The organism is Pseudomonas sp. 05N433 (genome assembly GCF_056396925.1).
In genome coordinates this window covers 1-16902 of sequence record NZ_JBFTML010000081.1, presented here as the reverse complement: position 1 = coordinate 16902, position 16902 = coordinate 1, and the positions used below count along the sequence as shown (strand labels likewise).

The 16902-nt window shown below is 58.0% G+C and carries 19 protein-coding genes and 1 pseudogene; 14 read left to right on the top strand and 6 right to left on the bottom strand.

What is annotated here, in order from left to right:
* The 10 genes from AC1DIS_RS28220 to AC1DIS_RS28175 form a co-directional block, all read left to right on the top strand.
* Nucleotides 1-405 (top strand): LysR substrate-binding domain-containing protein (locus AC1DIS_RS28220; RefSeq protein ID WP_477781233.1); only part of this gene is annotated, 405 nt, incomplete at its 5' end.
* A gap of 265 nt (nucleotides 406-670) precedes the next feature.
* Entirely contained in the window at nucleotides 671-1522 is an 852-nt protein-coding gene (locus AC1DIS_RS28215; RefSeq protein ID WP_018925643.1) for a putative selenate ABC transporter substrate-binding protein, read from the top strand.
* The gene (locus tag AC1DIS_RS28210; RefSeq protein WP_477781232.1) at nucleotides 1519-2316 is read left to right on the top strand and encodes a phosphonate ABC transporter ATP-binding protein; all 798 of its coding nucleotides are present in this window, start codon (nucleotides 1519-1521) and stop codon (nucleotides 2314-2316) included. Before AC1DIS_RS28215 ends, AC1DIS_RS28210 begins: the two co-directional genes overlap by 4 nt.
* Nucleotides 2310-3137 (top strand): phosphonate ABC transporter, permease protein PhnE, encoded by an 828-nt coding sequence (gene phnE / locus AC1DIS_RS28205; RefSeq protein WP_018925641.1) that lies wholly within the window; start codon nucleotides 2310-2312, stop codon nucleotides 3135-3137. Before AC1DIS_RS28210 ends, phnE (AC1DIS_RS28205) begins: the two co-directional genes overlap by 7 nt.
* On the top strand, nucleotides 3134-3901 hold the full coding sequence (gene phnE, locus AC1DIS_RS28200) for a phosphonate ABC transporter, permease protein PhnE (RefSeq protein WP_477744677.1): 768 nt from the start codon (nucleotides 3134-3136) through the stop codon (nucleotides 3899-3901). Before phnE (AC1DIS_RS28205) ends, phnE (AC1DIS_RS28200) begins: the two co-directional genes overlap by 4 nt.
* Before the next feature lie 291 nt (nucleotides 3902-4192).
* The gene (locus tag AC1DIS_RS28195; RefSeq protein WP_477781231.1) at nucleotides 4193-4975 is read left to right on the top strand and encodes a transporter substrate-binding domain-containing protein; all 783 of its coding nucleotides are present in this window, start codon (nucleotides 4193-4195) and stop codon (nucleotides 4973-4975) included.
* A 55-nt stretch (nucleotides 4976-5030) separates the two neighbouring features.
* A complete protein-coding gene (locus tag AC1DIS_RS28190; RefSeq protein ID WP_018925638.1) occupies nucleotides 5031-5759 on the top strand; it encodes an ABC transporter permease in 729 nt (242 codons plus the stop codon).
* Nucleotides 5756-6466 carry an ABC transporter permease gene (locus AC1DIS_RS28185; RefSeq protein ID WP_064618600.1) on the top strand — a complete coding sequence of 237 codons (711 nt, stop codon included), beginning with the start codon at nucleotides 5756-5758 and terminating at the stop codon, nucleotides 6464-6466. Before AC1DIS_RS28190 ends, AC1DIS_RS28185 begins: the two co-directional genes overlap by 4 nt.
* A gap of 16 nt (nucleotides 6467-6482) precedes the next feature.
* Entirely contained in the window at nucleotides 6483-7247 is a 765-nt protein-coding gene (locus AC1DIS_RS28180; RefSeq protein WP_018925636.1) for an ABC transporter ATP-binding protein, read from the top strand.
* A 125-nt stretch (nucleotides 7248-7372) separates the two neighbouring features.
* The gene (locus AC1DIS_RS28175) at nucleotides 7373-8113 is read left to right on the top strand and encodes a Mut7-C ubiquitin/RNAse domain-containing protein (protein WP_258669069.1); all 741 of its coding nucleotides are present in this window, start codon (nucleotides 7373-7375) and stop codon (nucleotides 8111-8113) included.
* Nucleotides 8114-8206: 93 nt separating this feature from the next.
* Here AC1DIS_RS28175 and AC1DIS_RS28170 read toward each other — a convergent pair whose 3' ends face one another.
* A complete protein-coding gene (locus AC1DIS_RS28170) occupies nucleotides 8207-9091 on the bottom strand; it encodes a LysR family transcriptional regulator (protein WP_477744674.1) in 885 nt (294 codons plus the stop codon).
* Nucleotides 9092-9205: 114 nt separating this feature from the next.
* Here AC1DIS_RS28170 and argC point away from each other — a divergent pair, with 114 nt between their 5' ends.
* The gene (gene argC, locus AC1DIS_RS28165; RefSeq protein ID WP_477781230.1) at nucleotides 9206-10135 is read left to right on the top strand and encodes an N-acetyl-gamma-glutamyl-phosphate reductase; all 930 of its coding nucleotides are present in this window, start codon (nucleotides 9206-9208) and stop codon (nucleotides 10133-10135) included.
* A 124-nt stretch (nucleotides 10136-10259) separates the two neighbouring features.
* Here the strand turns inward: argC and AC1DIS_RS28160 are convergent, their stop codons facing one another.
* Entirely contained in the window at nucleotides 10260-11051 is a 792-nt protein-coding gene (locus AC1DIS_RS28160; protein WP_018925632.1) for a helix-turn-helix transcriptional regulator, read from the bottom strand.
* A gap of 138 nt (nucleotides 11052-11189) precedes the next feature.
* Between AC1DIS_RS28160 and AC1DIS_RS28155 the strand changes: the two genes are divergently transcribed.
* Complete coding sequence (locus AC1DIS_RS28155) at nucleotides 11190-12293, top strand: polyamine ABC transporter substrate-binding protein (protein ID WP_477744672.1); 1104 nt, start codon at nucleotides 11190-11192, stop codon at nucleotides 12291-12293.
* A gap of 244 nt (nucleotides 12294-12537) precedes the next feature.
* Nucleotides 12538-13833, top strand: coding sequence for a type VI secretion system tip protein TssI/VgrG (tssI, locus tag AC1DIS_RS28150; RefSeq protein WP_477744671.1), 1296 nt, complete (start codon nucleotides 12538-12540; stop codon nucleotides 13831-13833).
* Nucleotides 13834-13901: 68 nt separating this feature from the next.
* Here tssI and AC1DIS_RS28145 read toward each other — a convergent pair whose 3' ends face one another.
* The gene (locus AC1DIS_RS28145) at nucleotides 13902-14597 is read right to left on the bottom strand and encodes a tRNA (adenine(22)-N(1))-methyltransferase (protein ID WP_477744670.1); all 696 of its coding nucleotides are present in this window, start codon (nucleotides 14595-14597) and stop codon (nucleotides 13902-13904) included.
* A 181-nt stretch (nucleotides 14598-14778) separates the two neighbouring features.
* Nucleotides 14779-15135, bottom strand: coding sequence for a VOC family protein (locus AC1DIS_RS28140; RefSeq protein WP_477744669.1), 357 nt, complete (start codon nucleotides 15133-15135; stop codon nucleotides 14779-14781).
* A 141-nt stretch (nucleotides 15136-15276) separates the two neighbouring features.
* Between AC1DIS_RS28140 and AC1DIS_RS28135 the strand changes: the two genes are divergently transcribed.
* Nucleotides 15277-15729, top strand: coding sequence for a thiol-disulfide oxidoreductase DCC family protein (locus AC1DIS_RS28135; RefSeq protein ID WP_064618657.1), 453 nt, complete (start codon nucleotides 15277-15279; stop codon nucleotides 15727-15729).
* A 71-nt stretch (nucleotides 15730-15800) separates the two neighbouring features.
* On the opposite strand, the gene AC1DIS_RS28130 is transcribed toward AC1DIS_RS28135, so the two are convergent.
* Complete coding sequence (locus AC1DIS_RS28130) at nucleotides 15801-16292, bottom strand: DUF2269 family protein (protein WP_436275569.1); 492 nt, start codon at nucleotides 16290-16292, stop codon at nucleotides 15801-15803.
* A gap of 1 nt (nucleotide 16293) precedes the next feature.
* Nucleotides 16294-16902 (bottom strand): annotated as a pseudogene (locus tag AC1DIS_RS28125) (saccharopine dehydrogenase); the annotation flags it as partial.

Here is a 16902-nt window from a genome sequence, read left to right as displayed (position 1 = left end):
GATCCTGAAGAACTCCAGCACCATGCCTGTCTACCGTTTCGCTACCCGCTAGACGGACGCTTTCTACGTTGGGGTTTTATCCGGGATGGGCAACGTTACGACGCTACTCTCAATGCGACCGCAATCAGCGACGATGTTGACGCTCTAGCCCAAATGGCCGTCCGTGGCGCGGGAATAACCCGTTTGGCGGAGTTCGTGGCGGCGCCCTTTATCGAAAGTGGCCAACTCGTTCCTCTGTTTGAACATCGCCACGCTTCAACTTATGCCTACGCTGAACCGCTCGATATTTATGTATGCGTCCAGGAACGCGCCGCCATCACACCCAAGGTCAAAGCTTTTATGCATTATTTGACTGAACATCTGGAAATGCGCTGGCCGATGGAAAATACCTTTAYGGCGTCCTGATACGGTGCTTTGCCGCCTTTATAAATTCAATGGCCAAACTTTGCATCGGATAACAGTTACGAACTGCTGCTTGCCGGTGACTGCGGCCGATTGCAGCCTGATTCAACGGGCAGCTTCGGGTCGTATGCCGCCCTTCGCAATAAACCGCAATAGCCCAAAAGCAGTCAATTTCGCTCCATTTCGGCTACCCTCACAAAGCGCCACGCAGCAATCACCTTGTGCCAGGCGCCTCGACATTCTTCCGTAAATGCACCGGAGATCTTCCATGCTCAAGCGTACCCTGGCACTGGCCGTCGGCTTGTCCTTGTCTTTTTGCACCCTGCTGGCGCAAGCCGCCGAGACCCTGAAAGTCAGCGCGATTCCTGATGAAGCCCCGACCGAACTGCTGCGCAAGTTCAAGCCGCTTGGCGCCTATCTGGAACAACAATTGGGCATGAAGGTCGAGTTCGTACCTGTAAGCGACTATCCGGCGGTGGTCGAGGCACTGGCTACCGATCGCATCGATCTGGCCTGGCTGGGCGGCTTCACGTTCGTGCAGGCACGCCTGAAAACCGGCAATGCCATTCCGTTGGTGCAGCGTGAACAGGACGCCCAATTCACCAGCAAATTCATCACCGCCGACCCTGCCGTCAAGTCCCTCGCCGATCTCAAGGGCAAGACCTTTGCCTTCGGCTCGGTGTCCTCCACTTCCGGCAGTCTGATGCCGCGCTATTTCATGCTCAAGGAAGGCATCAAGCCGGAGACCTACTTCAGTCGCGTCGGCTACTCCGGCGCCCATGACGCCACCGTTGCCTGGGTCCAGGCTGGCAAGGTCGACGCCGGGGTGCTCAACGCCAGCGTGTGGGAAAAACTGGTCGCCGCCGGCAAGGTCGATACCACCAAGGTCAAAGTGTTTTCGACCACCCCTGCGTACTTCGACTACAACTGGACGGTGCGCGGAACCCTCGACCCGGCGCTGGCGGCCAAGATAAAGGCTGCGTTCCTGGCGCTCGATCCGGCGAACCCGAGGGACAAGGAGATTCTGGACCTGCAGGCCGCCAGCCGCTTCATCGAAACCAAGCCTGAGAACTACAAGGGCATCGAGGAAGCCGCACGCGCCGCCGAACTGCTCAAATGACATTGCATCTGACCCAGGTCAGCCTTACCCACGCCAACGGCGTCCAGGCGCTGCGTGGCGTGGACCTGCACATCGGTGCACGCGAACAGGTCGCGATCATCGGCCCGTCCGGCGCGGGTAAGTCGAGCCTGCTCAACCTGCTGGCCACCGCCCTGCGACCGGGCAACGGCGAGCTGCAGGTGCTCGGCGAGCGCGTCTGGCAGCTTTCTGCCCGTCAGCGTCAGCGGCTGCGCGCGCGTATCGGTCTGATTCATCAGGCGCCTCCCCTGCCTCCCCGCCAGCGCGTGGTCACCGCAGTTCTGGCCGGCAAGCTGGGTCAGTGGGGTCTGGGCAAGAGCCTGATGAACCTGCTGCATCCGCTGGATGTTCCGGGCGCACGCGCGGCATTGGCCAGGCTGGACCTGAGTGACAAGTTGTTCGCGCATTGCCAGCAACTGTCCGGCGGACAGCTACAGCGCGTGGGCATTGCCCGCGTGTTATATCAAGCGCCCGAGGTGTTGCTGGCCGATGAGCCGGTATCGGCCATGGACCCGGTGTTGGCCCAGCACACGCTTTCGGTGCTGTGCCGCCATGCCCGGGAGCAGAACGTCACCCTGGTCGCCAGCCTGCACGCGGTGGAGCTGGCCCTGGCGCACTTTTCGCGCATCATCGGCTTGCGTGATGGACAGATCCTGTTCGACCTTGCGGCCAGCGCCGTCGATCGCGAGCTGCTCGACAAGCTCTACGCCAATGAGCAGTTGCAGTCCTCGCCGATTCCTCCGGCTCCCTTGAGTGTGCAGATCCCCCGATGCTGACGTCTGACACCCGCGATCCGGCCGCACTGCCCCGTCTGCTGCTCACCCTGCTGGCCCTTGCCTTGCTGTGGCCCGGCATCCGCTTCAGCGAGTTGGACCTCCGTGTGCTGGTGGCGAGTGACAGTCAGAGCGAGATGGGCCGGTTCGTGTCCGCCTTCTGGCCACCGGCCCATGGCGACGAGTTCATCCAGCTGTTGTTGCAAGCCACCCTGCAGACCCTGGCCATCGCCACGGCCGGCATGGCCCTGGCGTTGCTGTTGGCTGTTCCCGCCGGCCTGCTCGCCAGTCGTGCCCTGTCGCTGTCTGCTGCCTCCCGCGCTGGCCACCCGAGCTATTGGGGCCAACTGCTGCGTTGGCCCATACGCGGCTTGCTGATCTTCCTGCGCAGCGTGCCGGAAATTGTCTGGGCCCTGCTGTTCGTGCGCGCCGTCGGCCTCGGCCCGACAGCCGGGGTACTGGCCATTGCCATCACCTACAGCGGCATGTTGGGCAAGGTCTATGCGGAAATTTTCGAGTCGGTCGACCAGCGCCCGGTACACGCGCTACTGCAGTCCGGCAGTGGTCGGCTCGCAGCCTTTTGCTACGGAATCCTGCCCAATGTCGCTGCGGAACTGCTGTCGTACACGGTGTACCGCTGGGAATGCGCAATCCGCGCCTCGGTGGTGATGGGCTTCGTCGGAGCCGGCGGCCTGGGCCAGCAAATGGATTTGTCGTTGCGCATGTTCGCCGGTGGTGAAGTGGCCAGTCTGTTACTGACGTTCCTCGTCCTGGTGCTGCTCGCCGATCAACTCAGCCGCCTGCTGCGCTGGAGGCTGACATGAATCGCCTGTTCAACCTGACACTGCTCCTGTGCATCGGCGCAGCGGTCATCGCCTCGTTCAACTACCTGGGCATCGACCTCGGCGAGCTCGGCGGCGCCGGCAACCTGAAGCAGATGGGCGCTTATGCCCAGCGTTTTCTCAGCCCGGACCTGAGCTCGAGCCATCTACAAGCCATCGGCCACGGCGCCCTGGAAACCCTGGCCATGTCGGCCCTTGGCACCCTGCTCGCGGCGGTGTTCGGCCTGCTATTGGCATTGCCCGCAGCCGGGCGCTACGGCTGGCCTTTGCAGAGCGCGTCACGCCTGGTGCTCAACGCCTTGCGCGCGGTGCCGGAACTGGTATGGGCCGCACTGATGGTCCTGGCCGCCGGGCTCGGCCCCAACGCCGGCACCCTGGCCTTGGCCCTGCACACCACCGGCGTGCTCGGCCGGTTGTTCGCCGAAGCACTGGAAAACACCCCACCAGAACCGGCCGACGCCATCCGTTTGCAGGGAGCCAATGCCGTATGGGCGTTCTGTTACGGCACCCTGCCCAATCTGTTGCCACAGCTACTGGCCTACATCCTGTACCGCTGGGAAAACAACATCCGCATGGCCAGTGTGCTCGGCTTCGTCGGCGCCGGTGGTTTGGGGCAAATGCTCTATGTCAGCCTCAGCCTGTTCCAGGAAGCTCAAGCCAGCACGGTTATTCTGGCGATGCTGTTATTGGTCTTGGCCGTCGATACATTGAGTAGCTGGAGCCGTCAGCGTTGGGTCAAGGCTTGAGCCAGGAAAGTCAGCGCCCTTAACCCCACACTTTGTTACCGCATACCCCAGCCGAGTGTAAAAGCCTGCTTAGGTAACAGCCTCGCAGGCTACCTCTCCCCAGCGTTCACCTGCCTGCCAAGCCCATCCCAGAGCGCTGTACGCGCTTTCTCAAGCGCCCAATCGGCGAATTGGCCGGGTGATTGCATATGCTTGTCTGTACAAGTACTTGCGTGTGCATAGGACATTTCGCAACGCAGTACACGCGCTCTTGCGGCACAAGCGCTTTCGATGGTCCCTGGGAATAAAATAATGAAAAAAGCATTTCTCACTCTTTCTGCATTGGCTTTGTGTGTGGCTGCCGGTTCTGCGCTGGCCAAGGAGTACAAGGAGTTGCGCTTTGGCGTCGACCCCTCTTATGCGCCGTTCGAATCCAAGGCCTCCGACGGCGGCCTGGTGGGCTTCGACATCGACTTGGGCAACGCGATCTGCGCGGAGCTGAAGGTCAAGTGCAAGTGGGTCGAAAGCGACTTCGACGGCATGATTCCCGGCCTCAAGGCCAACAAGTTCGATGGCGTGATCTCTTCCATGACCGTCACGCCGGCGCGTGAGAAAGTCATCGATTTCTCGAACGAGCTGTTCTCTGGCCCGACCGCGCTGGTATTCAAGAAAGGCGCGGCCATCGGCATCGATCCGGCCGCCCTCAAGGGCAAGAAAATCGGCTACGAGCAAGGCTCCATCCAGGAAGCCTACGCCAAGGCCGTGCTGGACAAGGCCGGGGTAGAGACCCAGGCCTACGCCAACCAAGACCAGGTGTACGCTGACTTGATCTCCGGACGCCTCGATGCCTCGATCCAGGACATGCTGCAAGCCGAACTGGGCTTCCTGAAGTCGCCACCAGGCGCCGACTTCCAAGTCAGCGAGCCGGTCGAAAATCCCCTCCTTCCAGCCAAGACCGCCGTGGGTCTCACCAAAGGCAACGTCGAGCTCCAGGCCTTGCTGAACAAAGCTATCAAGGCACTGCACGACAATGGCACCTATGTGGCCGTCCAGCAGAAGCACTTTGGCGATCTGAATCTCTACAGCGACAAATAATGACCCTGCGCCCATTTCCGGATGGGCTCTTCTTTGATTGACGTAGGGCTGCTCAATGTTAGAAAACCTATTGCAGATTCTTGGGCTGTCAGACTTTAGCCTCAAGGGTTTCGGCCCGCTGTTGCTGCAAGGCTCCTGGATGACGGTCAAATTATCCTTTCTGTGCTTGCTGGTGAGCGTTGGCCTGGGCCTGATCGGCGCCAGCGCCAAGCTTTCGAAATCGGCACTGCTGCGTGTCCCTGCGCAGGCCTACACCACGCTGATTCGCGGGGTGCCGGACCTGGTGCTGATGCTGCTGATCTTCTACAGCCTGCAAACCTGGCTGTCCTCGTTTACCGACTTCATGGAATGGGAATACGTCGAGATCAACCCCTTTAGCGCCGGGGTCATTACCCTGGGCTTCATCTACGGGGCTTATTTCACCGAAACCTTCCGTGGCGCCATCCTTGCCGTACCGCGAGGGCAGATGGAAGCGGCTACCGCCTACGGCCTGACCCGCGCCCAGCGCTTCCGCCTGGTGGTCTTCCCGCAAATGATGCGTTTTGCCCTGCCGGGCATCGGTAATAACTGGATGGTGATCCTCAAGGCCACCGCGCTGGTGTCGATCATCGGCCTGGCCGATCTGGTCAAGGTGGCCCAGGACGCGGGCAAGAGCACCTATCAGCTGTTCTTCTTCCTGATTCTGGCCGCCTTGATCTATCTGGTGATCACCACCGTTTCGAACTACGTCTTGCGCCGGATGGAAATCTTCTACGCCGCAGGCACCCGGGAGGCCGTGCGATGATCGAGCTACTGCAGGAATACTGGAAACCTTTCCTGTTCCAGGACGGCAATCACATCACCGGGCTGGCCATGACCCTTTGGCTGCTCAGTGCTTCGATCTTCTTCGGCTTCGTGATGTCGATCCCGCTGTCGATTGCCCGGGTCTCGAGCAATGTCTGGGTGCGCTGGCCGGTGCAGTTCTACACCTACCTGTTTCGCGGTACGCCGCTCTATATTCAGCTGCTGATCTGTTACACCGGCATTTACAGCCTGGCCGCGGTGCGGGCTCAGCCAGTACTGGATGCGTTCTTTCGCGACGCGATGAACTGCACCATCCTCGCCTTCGCCCTGAACACCTGCGCCTACACCACGGAGATCTTCGCCGGGGCGATTCGCAGCATGAACCACGGTGAAGTCGAAGCGGCCAAAGCCTACGGGCTGACCGGCTGGAAGCTGTACACCTACGTGATCATGCCCTCCGCCCTGCGTCGCTCGCTGCCTTACTACAGCAACGAAGTGATTCTGATGCTGCACTCGACCACCGTAGCTTTCACCGCGACCATCCCGGACATCCTGAAAGTCGCGCGGGACGCCAACTCGGCGACCTTCCTGACCTTCCAATCGTTCGGCCTCGCCGCGTTGATCTACCTGGCAGTCACGTTCTCCCTGGTCGGCCTGTTCCGCCTGGCTGAACGCCGTTGGTTGTCTTTCCTGGGCCCGGCTCACTAATTCAGGATGCTTGTTCATGTACAAACTGACCGTTGAAAACCTGCACAAAAGTTACGGCAACCATGAAGTCCTCAAGGGCGTTTCGCTGAACGCCAGGACCGGCGATGTGATCAGCCTGATCGGCGCCAGTGGTTCGGGCAAGAGCACCTTTCTGCGTTGCATCAACTTCCTGGAAACACCCAACGACGGCGCCATGAGTCTGGACAACCAGCCGATTCGAATGGTCCATGACCGCCACGGCATGCGCGTGGCCGATGCCAACGAACTGCAACGCATCCGCACTCGCCTGGCGATGGTATTCCAGCACTTCAACCTGTGGAGCCACATGACGGTGCTGGAAAACATCACCATGGCTCCACGCCGGGTGCTGGGTGTCAGCAAGAAGGACGCAGAGGATCGCGCCCGGCGCTACCTGGACAAGGTCGGTTTGCCGGCACGGGTTGCTGATCAATACCCGGCGTTTCTCTCAGGTGGTCAGCAGCAACGGGTCGCCATTGCCCGTGCCCTGAGCATGGAACCGGAGATCATGCTGTTCGACGAGCCGACGTCAGCCCTGGACCCGGAACTGGTGGGCGAAGTGCTCAAGGTGATCCAGGGGCTGGCCGAAGAAGGCCGCACCATGATCATGGTGACCCACGAAATGAGCTTTGCGCGCAAAGTGTCGAACCAGGTGCTGTTCCTGCACCAGGGGCGGGTCGAAGAGCAAGGTGCGCCCGAGGACGTATTGGGCAACCCCAAAAGCGAGCGCCTGCAGCAATTCCTCAGCGGCAACCTGAAGTAACCGGAGCGCCTTCGAGCGACCGCTGGGTTGCTCGAAGGCGCTGGCTCAACCTGATAATCCATCCCTCCCGCCCTCTACTGAGCAGCTGAACTCATTCTTCCTGCAGCCCTGCCATACTGTTCAGCATGACCCGTGCAACTTTCCGCTTCTACGAGGAGCTCAACGATTTCCTGCCGGCCGAGCGACGGCGGCAGTCCTTCACTTGCGAGTGCGCGCGAGGGGCGACGGTCAAGCACATGATCGAGGCGCTCGGGATACCGCACACCGAGGTCGAGATGGTGCTGCTCAATGGCGAGTCGGTGGGCTTTGAGCGGGTGATCTTCGACGGTGACCGGCTGGCGGTGTATCCCAAGTTCGAAACGCTGGACATCAGTCCGTTGCTCAAGGTTCGTGCGCAACCTTTACGGGTGCTGCGCTTCGTCGCTGATGCGCACCTTGGCGGATTGGCCAGTCTGCTGCGCATGAGCGGCTTCGACACCCTCTACGACAATGGCTTCGACGATGCCGAGATCGCCGAAATCGCCGCGCAGCAAGGACGCATCGTGCTAACCCGCGACCGCGAACTGCTCAAGCGGCGGATCATCAGCCACGGCTGTTACGTGCATGCCCTGAAACCGTCGCTGCAGCTGCGCGAATTGTACGAGCGCCTCGACCTGGCGCGTAGCGCGCGCCCCTTCAGCCTGTGCCTCCATTGCAACCTGCCGCTACACGAGATCAGCCCGGAACTGGCCCGGCCGCAAGTGCCGCCACGCGTTGGCGTCCTCTATTCGCACTTCCTGCGCTGTGACGCCTGCCAACGGATTTACTGGGAGGGTTCGCACTGGCGCGGCATGTGTGCGCTGTTGGCACCTCTACTGGACCGATAGTCGAGCGCATCGGACCAGTGCGTTGCCAGGAATCACTGGCTTTTGCATCAGGTAGATGACGGCCAGAAGCTGTCCCTCCTCTGACAAAATCCCCTACCCCGCACTCAATTCCCACAGCACATCCAGCACATGTTGCGTAGGCCGTTCGATGTCTCGACTACGGTGGGCAATACCCAGTTGCCGCCACAATAAGGGCTGTAATGGCCGCATGACGATCCTGGTATCGGGCAATGGCGTGGAGGCCTCATGCGGCAACAACGTCGCACCATAGCCAGCCGCCACCAGGCTTTTGATCGCATCGTTGTAGTTCAGTTGAATACGCGGCGCAGGCTGCGGCCCACCACTGGCGAACCACTCCGCAGTCAAACGCGAAAGACGAGTGGTGTTGTCATTCAGAATCAATGGCTGAGTGGACAGCCAGTCGGGGGTCACAACCTCCGGGGATTCCCAGCGAGCCGGCAGGAAGGCCATGACCGGGTCCCGTCGCCATGGCTCGATCCGCAAGCCCTTCACCGGGGACTGCGGCAGCGCGACCAAACCGATCTCCAAAGCGCCCTCGGCAAGCTTCTTCAGAGTTTCCTGCGACGTGAGCACCGCGACCTGCACATCGATAGCGGGATGGCGCTGGCTCAACGTCTCCAAAGCGTGCGGCATCAACTGTGCGATGGCCCCCGTGGAGGCGCCTAGCCGCACACGCCCGGCCAATCCCTGTACCTGACGTTCCACATCCTCAAGCGCCTGCTCCGCATCCGCCAACAGACGCCGCGCACGTTCCACCAGTGTGTTCCCAATCGCCGAAGGCTGAACGCGCCCACGCGTGCGCGACAACAGCTTGCCGCCCACGCGCGCCTCCAGGTCGGCGATATGCAAACTGACCGTGGGTGGCGCCAAGTGCAGCACGCGGGCCGCCTCGGCAAACGAACCCAGGTCGGCAATCGCCACCAGCGTGCGCAGACGGTCCAGGCTGATTTCGCGCATGAGTGACTCCTCGTTCAGAAAAACTGAATTTCATCGTTTATAAATTCAACTTTTCCTATCTTAGCGCCTCACTGAAGATTGGAACTCCTGATTTCCAACGTCCGAGAGCATTCCATGGCAAGTCCCCTTGTATTCATCGATGGCGACCAAGGCACCACCGGGTTGCAAATCCATCAACGCCTACGCGACCGCAGCGATCTGCGGCTTATCACTCTCAGCCCCGAATATCGCAAGGATCCGCAACGTCGCGCCGAAGCCATCAATAACTGCGACATCGCGATTCTGTGCTTGCCCGACCAAGCCGCGCGCGACGCTGTAGCGACCATCGAAAACCCCGCCGTGCGGGTGATCGATGCGAGTTCGGCGCACCGCACCCATCCAGACTGGACCTATGGTTTCGCGGAGATGAATCCGCAGCAGAGCCAACGCATCGCCGCCGCGCGACGGGTCAGCAATCCCGGTTGCTATCCAACGGGGGCGATAGGGTTGCTGCGCCCTTTACTGGAGGCCGGATTACTGCCCAGGGATTACCYGATGAACATTCATGCCGTGTCGGGTTATTCCGGGAAAGGACGTGTCGGGGTGGAAGAGCATGAGGGAGAAGGCGCAGCACAGGCGTCGGCGTTTCAGGTCTATGGGCTGGGGTTGGCACACAAACATATTCCAGAGATTCAACAACAAAGCGGTCTGACGGAGCGGCCGATGTTTGTGCCGGCCTATGGCGCTTTTAGGCAGGGGATCGTGCTGACCATCCCCTTGCAAACCCGGTTGTTGGCGCCAGGTGTGAGTGCGGTGCAGTTGCATGCGTGTCTGATGCGGCACTACGCCGATGCGAGCCATGTACAGGTGATGTCGATGCTGGAGGCTAAAGGGCTGACGTCCCTTGATCCTCAGGCACTTAACGGGACTGATGATGTGCGACTGTCTGTGTTTGAGAATGACGAAACGGGCCAGGTTTTGTTGGCTGCGGTGTTTGACAATCTTGGGAAGGGAGCAGCTGGAGCAGCAGTGCAGAATCTGGATTTGATGCTTGCAGGAACATGACTCCGATGACCCGCGCAAATTAGCGTGATGCCCTCGTCCCGAGCCGGGATATAGAGGTCAGGCCAGGTTCGTACCTGAAGCCGTGAACCCATTTAACGGTAATATCCAGACTAAAACACCGACTTCAACTTGTAGAGAAAACATCTTGTTTGGGCATAAAAAATCGAGCAAACAGCTCGGATTGTGACTTGATATTTAATTTGGCATAAATATTGCGCCGATGAACCTTTATYGTTTCCACCGAGAGGGAAAGCTTTCCGGCTATCTCTTTATTAGAGAAGCCACTGAGCAACAATCTGAGCACATCACTTTCGCGCGCTGTTATTTGCGTGCCCAGCTGGGTAATCGTTTCTGGCCATAGAGGTGGCTCAGCGAGATTTTTCTCTACATCAATTTCAAAACACATGCGCTGATGCATTAATGCAGTCACCCACGGCTTGATAATATCAAGCATTGTTATTTGTTCTTGATTAAAACGGACTTTGCTACCAACAGAAATACATAACGTCCTATCGGCGTCGAGCTGAACATTGTACTGAGCCTCATCCACAGAGATATATTGTGCAAAATATTGATGATAATACTCAGTTTCAAGAAAGTATTCCGGCGCAATATCCAGCAAATGAAAGAAACCGCTCTGGGGATTTTCTCGATTAGCTATATAAAATGGATCCAGCAGGTAAAGCCCCTTCACATAGCGATGAATGAACGCGTCTACCTCTTCAACATCTGCGACTTCAGGAAGACTAACGACTTGCACTTGTTGATTGCTAAAGATCAATACAACCCAATTATCGATTTGCACGTATTCGTTTAATATACGAACAAGCGAACTCCAGAATTCTGGACGGTTCAACTGCATGATCAGCTTCCCAATCGATCGGTGCCAAGCCAGGCTATGAAGGTCGAACGGCATTTTCTACCCCTTTAGGGTTAGGGATTCGTAGGTCAGAGGTAAGTATTCGTAGGTATTTACTATTCGGTAACGCACGGTATATTCGCTGGCAGGACTTACGATGGCCATGAGGGCACATCGTCTTGATAAGGATGTTGCATGAGAAAATCACGTTTGCGAACCATTTTTTCGGCCTCGCTTCTCTGTGCTGGGATGAGCACATCAGTGGGAGCTGTAGAGCCTGGGGTGCATCTGTACAACTGGTTCGGGCTTCTCGCACCGGAGACCCCAAAGGAGTTTGAGCAGGCAACTGGCACCAGAGTGCATATGGATGCTTTCGACAGCGCCGAAATCATGCAGAGCAAAGTAATGGCTGGGCGCACGGGGTATGACGTGGTTGTGGCCACCTCCAATGTGTTGCCAAGCCTGATCCAGGCGGGAGTACTTCAGCCGCTGGATCGTAATCAACTGAGTAATTTGTCCCATATCGATCCTGATATCTTGTCCCAGGTCGCGGTCAATGATCCTGGTAATCGCTACGCTGTGCCCTATCTATGGGGTACTACCGGCATTGGCTATGACGTTGACAAAGTCAAAGCGGCATTGGGTGATAATGCTCCGGTGAATAGCTGGGATTTGATCTTCAAAGAAGAAATCATCAGTAAGCTCCAGTCGTGTGGTGTGGCAATGCTTGACTCTCCAAGTGAGATCATTTCGATTGCGTTGCATTACCTTGGGCTCCCCAGCAACAGCAGGAACCCGGATGATTACCAGAAAGCTCAAGCCCTACTGTTAAAAATCCGCCCCTACGTCCTCTATTTCGACTCCTCCCGAATTGAYGCTGACCTGGCTGACGGCAATATTTGTGCAGTCGTGGGATGGGCTAATGGTGCCCTTGCTGCGCAGGCCATCAACGAGAAGACCAACACTGGACGCAAGATTACCTACAGCCTTCCTCGCGAAGGAGCGCTGGTCTGGTCGGAAAATCTGGTTCTTCTAAAAGACGCGCCCCACCCAAAGGAAGGTATGGCGTTTATTAATTACATGTTGCGACCAGAAGTTATTGCCAAGACCTCAAACCACACTCTCTACCCTAACGCTAACAAAGATGCCGCTGAGTTTGTCGAACAGAAGTTGCGAGACAACCCCTGGATTTATCCAGACAAAAAGACCATTGCCACACTTATCCCACTTGAGCCACTGCCATTGAAGCTGGAGCGAATCCGCACGCGGATCTGGACCAAAGTGAAGAGTGGTGTGTGATCTGACTTGATTTGTCGCCTGTTGCTCTATGCATGTCTTTATTTTATACGCAGACGTGCTTGAGCAGCAGGTTGAGGCTATTTATGTCCGGAAAGTAAGACGCAAACGCCAATATACAAGAGCGCCAAATTAGTGGATTAGTGCCTGTTATAGGCTCTTGCCCTGAGCTGGACTTACCCGGCTTCCTGACATTGACATCTGCGACAGCCCCGATTCAACACTTTATGCAAGAAGAGAACAGTGGATGTTCAGCCCAGCCAATCAGACGTCTTTCAGTTTGACCATCGACGGTTTTGCGCACGATTTTCAAGTACTCGCATTCACCGGAGATGAGGCGATCAGCAGGCCTTACCTCTTCAACGTGGAGCTTGTTAGCGAGCGGTCTGACCTGGATCTCGAAAGCCTCTTCGACGTAGAGGCTTTTCTGACCTTCGACGCGAAGGGCAACGGCGTCCATGGACGGATCTATCACATCGCCCAAAGCGGTAATCATCAGCGTTTGACGCACTACAATCTGGCCCTCGTACCGCACCTGTCCTACTTGCGCCACCGCATCAACCAGAGGATCTATCAACAGTTCTCGGTGCCGAAAATCGTCGCCTTGATACTGGAAGAACACGGGATTGTGGGTGAGGCTTATCGGTTTCATCTGGGGTCGACCTACCCCGAGCGTGACTACTGTACCCAGTACGATGAAACGGATTTGCACTTTATTCAGCGCTTGTGCGAAGAAGAAGGTATCCACTTCCACTTCCAACACAGCGCTCAAGGCCACGTGCTGGTCTTTGGCGATGACCAGGCGGCTTTTCCCAGGATTGGGCAACCCACTGCTTATGGACAAGAGAGCGATAGAGTGGCCAACGAGCCACTGATCAAGCGCTTCAACCTACGTCTGGGGAGAAACGAGCAACAGCCAGGCATGGAAAACGATGACAAGCTGAAGCCTTTCACAAGCCATGAGCACGGCAAGCAGATAAGTCTGCGTGCTATGGAGCGCCGCCATGCGGCTTATCGTCAAGCCGAAGGGCAAGGTGACCAGACCCGGTTAGTCAGTGGCCATGTTCTGGAGATCTCTGGCCACCCGCGCCAGGAATGGAACGACCGATGGTTACTGACTCAGATCATCCACGAAGGCAAGCAACCACAGGTATTGAGCGAGAACATCGCCAGTGGCAACACAAACAACGAGGATGACTTTCATCAGGGTTACCGCAACCGCTTTATCGTTCTTCCGTGGGACGTGTCCTATCGTCCGCCTTTGGCTCACAAGAAACCTCAGGTACCAAGTAACCACACCGCTGTGATCATCGCTCTGGAAGACGAGGAGATCCAGGGTGATAGGCGCCTCGGAAGGGTCAAGGTCAAGTTCCCCTGGGACCGCGAAGGTAGATTTGACGACAAGAGTTGTTGTTGGCTGAGGGGGACCTCCAATTGGAGTTGTGGAATGACGCCCCCCCGAACGGGTATGGAAGTCATGGTTACATTTCTCGAAAGCGACCCCGATCAACCGCTGATCAGCGGTTGCCTGTGCTGCCGCTAACCCGCAAGCCCTATAAGAGCAGCAACCGTCAGGTTGAAATTTACCCCTGCAATTACTTAGTCAAGGGCTCAAGCCAGCAGGTCGGCGATCCACCGGGCCTGCAGGGCGACGTCCTGCACCTTCTCCTCGGGCACGGCCTGCCGCGCCTTGGCGAAGCTGCTCAGGGTCCGCTGCTTCTCGCGCAACAGGCGCTGCCACTTGATCAGGAATGCCGAGCTGCGTGCCTGCATCTGCAGCGGACCGAAATACAGCTCCTCGGCGGTGTACATCACCGGCCCGGTGCGCTCGGCGACGATGATTTCGTAGTCGAAGCGTTTTTCCCGCAGCACTTCCTCGCAGAGGATGCAGTAACCATTTTCCATCAGCCATTGGCGCAGTGGCTGCTCGCCGCCGTTGGGTTGAAGAATCAGGCGCTCCTGGCCGCTCAGACGTGCCTTGCCGCTGTCGAGAATGTCGCGGATCGTCTCGCCGCCCATGCCGCAGATGCTGATTGCCGTGATCCCGTCTCCCGGCTCGATTGCCGTCAGGCCATCGGCCAGGCGCACGGTGATCCACTGGTCCAGGTCGTTCTCGCGCACGGTGCGTTCGGCCGAGCGAAATGGCGTCAATGCCACCTCTCCGGCCACCGCCGCCACGATGGCGCCACGGCGCATCAATGCCACAGGCAGGTAGCCGTGATCCGAGCCGATATCGGCCAGGCGCGCACCTGCTGGCACATGTGCCGCCACGCGTTCCAGGCGCATGGACAATGTCTGTTGGTTCAACTGTTGCCCCTTTTCACCACGAACGTCCGGCACCTTTGACCGGATCGGCCCGCGATTCTGGCGAGCAACGCTGTGCATTTCAAATTTATGCGACCAGGGTCATGGCTCGCCCCGCACCTGCCGCTTGAGTATCGGCCCAAAGCGAACCCTGGTAATGGACCGCTTTGGGCCGACCTGAGCCCTACTGCCGAGCTGTCCAAACGGCCAGTTCATAGCCATCCGGATCAATGAAGTGGAACCTGCTTCCACCAGGGAACGGGAATGTTTCGCGGGTGATAACAGCGCCCAAGGCTTTGAGCCGTTGCTGCGCCTCATCGAGATCATCCGAGTACAAAATGATCAAAGGGCCACCAGGTCGAACCGGCTCTCCCGTAGTGAAGCCACCGGTAAGGCGGCCATCACTGAATTCCGTATAGGTTGGGCCGTAGTCGACGAATGTCCAGCCGAACGCACTGCCGTAGAAAGCTTTGCTGCGAGCAATGTCGTCGACATTAAATTCAATATTGTCGATCTGCCGGTCTTTACCACGCACACTCATGGATGCCTCCTTGGCTGATATTAAAGGAACAATGATATTGCAGCTGCCGGCAAGGAGCAGCCCCCCTTCGGCGAAATGCAGACTTTAACGCTGGCACGCGGTTATGATCCGGGATAATCAGGTTCCCTTGGATCCACGCTTATGCCCACCTCGAAAATCCGCCCCTCACCCGCGCCGCTGCTCAAACCAGGAGAGACGGTGGTCTTGTTCGACGGTGTCTGCAAGCTGTGCAATGGTTGGGCGAGGTTCTTGATTCGCCATGACCGCCAGCAGCGCGTGCGGTTGGCGGCGGTTCAGTCACCCGAGGGGCAAGTCCTGCTCGCGTGGGCAGGTTTGCCCGTGGATCAGTTCGACACCATGGCGGTGATCCGCGACCGACACTTCTGGGAGCGTTCGGATGCATTTTTCGAAGTCATCGCCCAGTTGCCCGCTCTCTGGCGCCCAGTGAACCTGTTGCGCATCTTCCCTCGCATGCTTCGAGATTGGGCATACGACCGCATTGCGCTTAATCGTTATCGGCTCTTCGGGAAATACGACACGTGCTTGCTGCCGGATCCTGATCATGAACAACGCTTTTTGAAAGCGCCCCTATGAACGCCCTCACCCACATTAACTGGATCGCCTCGCGTTCATKTTTGGCAGAGGTCTTGAGCCAGCCGATCCTGCTACCCCAATAGCCCAACCAGTTGCACCGGCGTCATCTTCGTCACCATCATCAGCACAATCACAAACATCCCGACAAAACCGACCACCCCCATCCACCACCATTTTTTGTACACGGATCGGTATTCATCATCGAGTCCGCTTCCGGCCTCAACTGCGCACGACGCCATCAGGTACAGCCGCTTCTGCAACACCAGCACCGGCAGCCAAAGCGAACCCACGCAGAAGAAGATAATCAACGAAGTCAGTACCCACTCCGTGGTCATGGGAAGTCCGGAGAGCCTCATCAGCAGGTAGCCCGTGATGATCTGAACGAAGCCTGCCGGCGTGGTAATCCAGGTGTCGAAGCGCACGACCATTCGGGCCACATGCGCGATCACTTGAGGGTTGGCCGTGCGGCTGGCAGCGATCAGGTAGAGGTAGGAGCCCATGCCGAATCCGAACAGGAAAATCGCGGCAATGACGTGGAGGTACTTCAAGCACAGATAGAGCATGTCAGCGCAGCTCGCCAGAGAACTGCACAGACAGGCTCAAATTGTCCGGATCGTTGATCGCTGCCATGTATTCATCGACGGTAATTTCGCCCACGCAAGCCCTGGCACCGGGTTGCGGCACATAGCCCTGGGCCATTTTCGCGGCCAAGGCTACAGATGCGCAGCTTGGGATTTGCGGCCCCTTGTCATTCATGGCCGTCAGTTGCACGGTCATGGCCAGCGGTTTCCCGTCAACTCCCCTGCCCTGAACGTCGATGTACATCGCGCTTTTACCATCGCCGAAACGTTCAAACCGGGTCCCCAGCCGATGCAGTCTGGCGGCCCAAAGGGCATGGTCGCGAACCAGCCCGATCTTCAACGCCTGAGCCAGCAGATAGTTGGCGACACCACCAAGTTTCAAGCCCGCGCCGGCCTTGAAGCTCAGGGTTTGCGCGCCATAGCGGCTGGCGAAAATATCCATGTCCGGCACATCGACATTGGCCAGCACGCGAGTGCCCAGATGCGGCATCTTGCGCAGCGTCAGATCCTGCCAACCCGACACTTCATGCACCTTGCCATTCTTGAGTTGCCTGATCGGTTTACCTGCGTAGGCGAGTACGCCGAGTACGCC

Bases quoted from the DNA above. Each gene is read 5' to 3' on its own strand.
- AC1DIS_RS28180 (WP_018925636.1), top strand. From the start codon at position 6,483: ATGTACAAACTGACCGTTGAAAACCTGCACAAAAGTTACGGCAACCAT.
- AC1DIS_RS28190 (WP_018925638.1), top strand. From the start codon at position 5,031: ATGTTAGAAAACCTATTGCAGATTCTTGGGCTGTCAGACTTTAGCCTC.
- AC1DIS_RS28195 (WP_477781231.1), top strand. From the start codon at position 4,193: ATGAAAAAAGCATTTCTCACTCTTTCTGCATTGGCTTTGTGTGTGGCT.
- AC1DIS_RS28215 (WP_018925643.1), top strand. From the start codon at position 671: ATGCTCAAGCGTACCCTGGCACTGGCCGTCGGCTTGTCCTTGTCTTTT.
- phnE (WP_477744677.1), top strand. From the start codon at position 3,134: ATGAATCGCCTGTTCAACCTGACACTGCTCCTGTGCATCGGCGCAGCG.
- AC1DIS_RS28210 (WP_477781232.1), top strand. From the start codon at position 1,519: ATGACATTGCATCTGACCCAGGTCAGCCTTACCCACGCCAACGGCGTC.
- tssI (WP_477744671.1), top strand. From the start codon at position 12,538: ATGTTCAGCCCAGCCAATCAGACGTCTTTCAGTTTGACCATCGACGGT.
- AC1DIS_RS28185 (WP_064618600.1), top strand. From the start codon at position 5,756: ATGATCGAGCTACTGCAGGAATACTGGAAACCTTTCCTGTTCCAGGAC.
- AC1DIS_RS28175 (WP_258669069.1), top strand. From the start codon at position 7,373: ATGACCCGTGCAACTTTCCGCTTCTACGAGGAGCTCAACGATTTCCTG.
- AC1DIS_RS28140 (WP_477744669.1), bottom strand. From the start codon at position 15,135: ATGAGTGTGCGTGGTAAAGACCGGCAGATCGACAATATTGAATTTAAT.
- AC1DIS_RS28170 (WP_477744674.1), bottom strand. From the start codon at position 9,091: ATGCGCGAAATCAGCCTGGACCGTCTGCGCACGCTGGTGGCGATTGCC.
- phnE (WP_018925641.1), top strand. From the start codon at position 2,310: ATGCTGACGTCTGACACCCGCGATCCGGCCGCACTGCCCCGTCTGCTG.
- AC1DIS_RS28135 (WP_064618657.1), top strand. From the start codon at position 15,277: ATGCCCACCTCGAAAATCCGCCCCTCACCCGCGCCGCTGCTCAAACCA.
- AC1DIS_RS28130 (WP_436275569.1), bottom strand. From the start codon at position 16,292: ATGCTCTATCTGTGCTTGAAGTACCTCCACGTCATTGCCGCGATTTTC.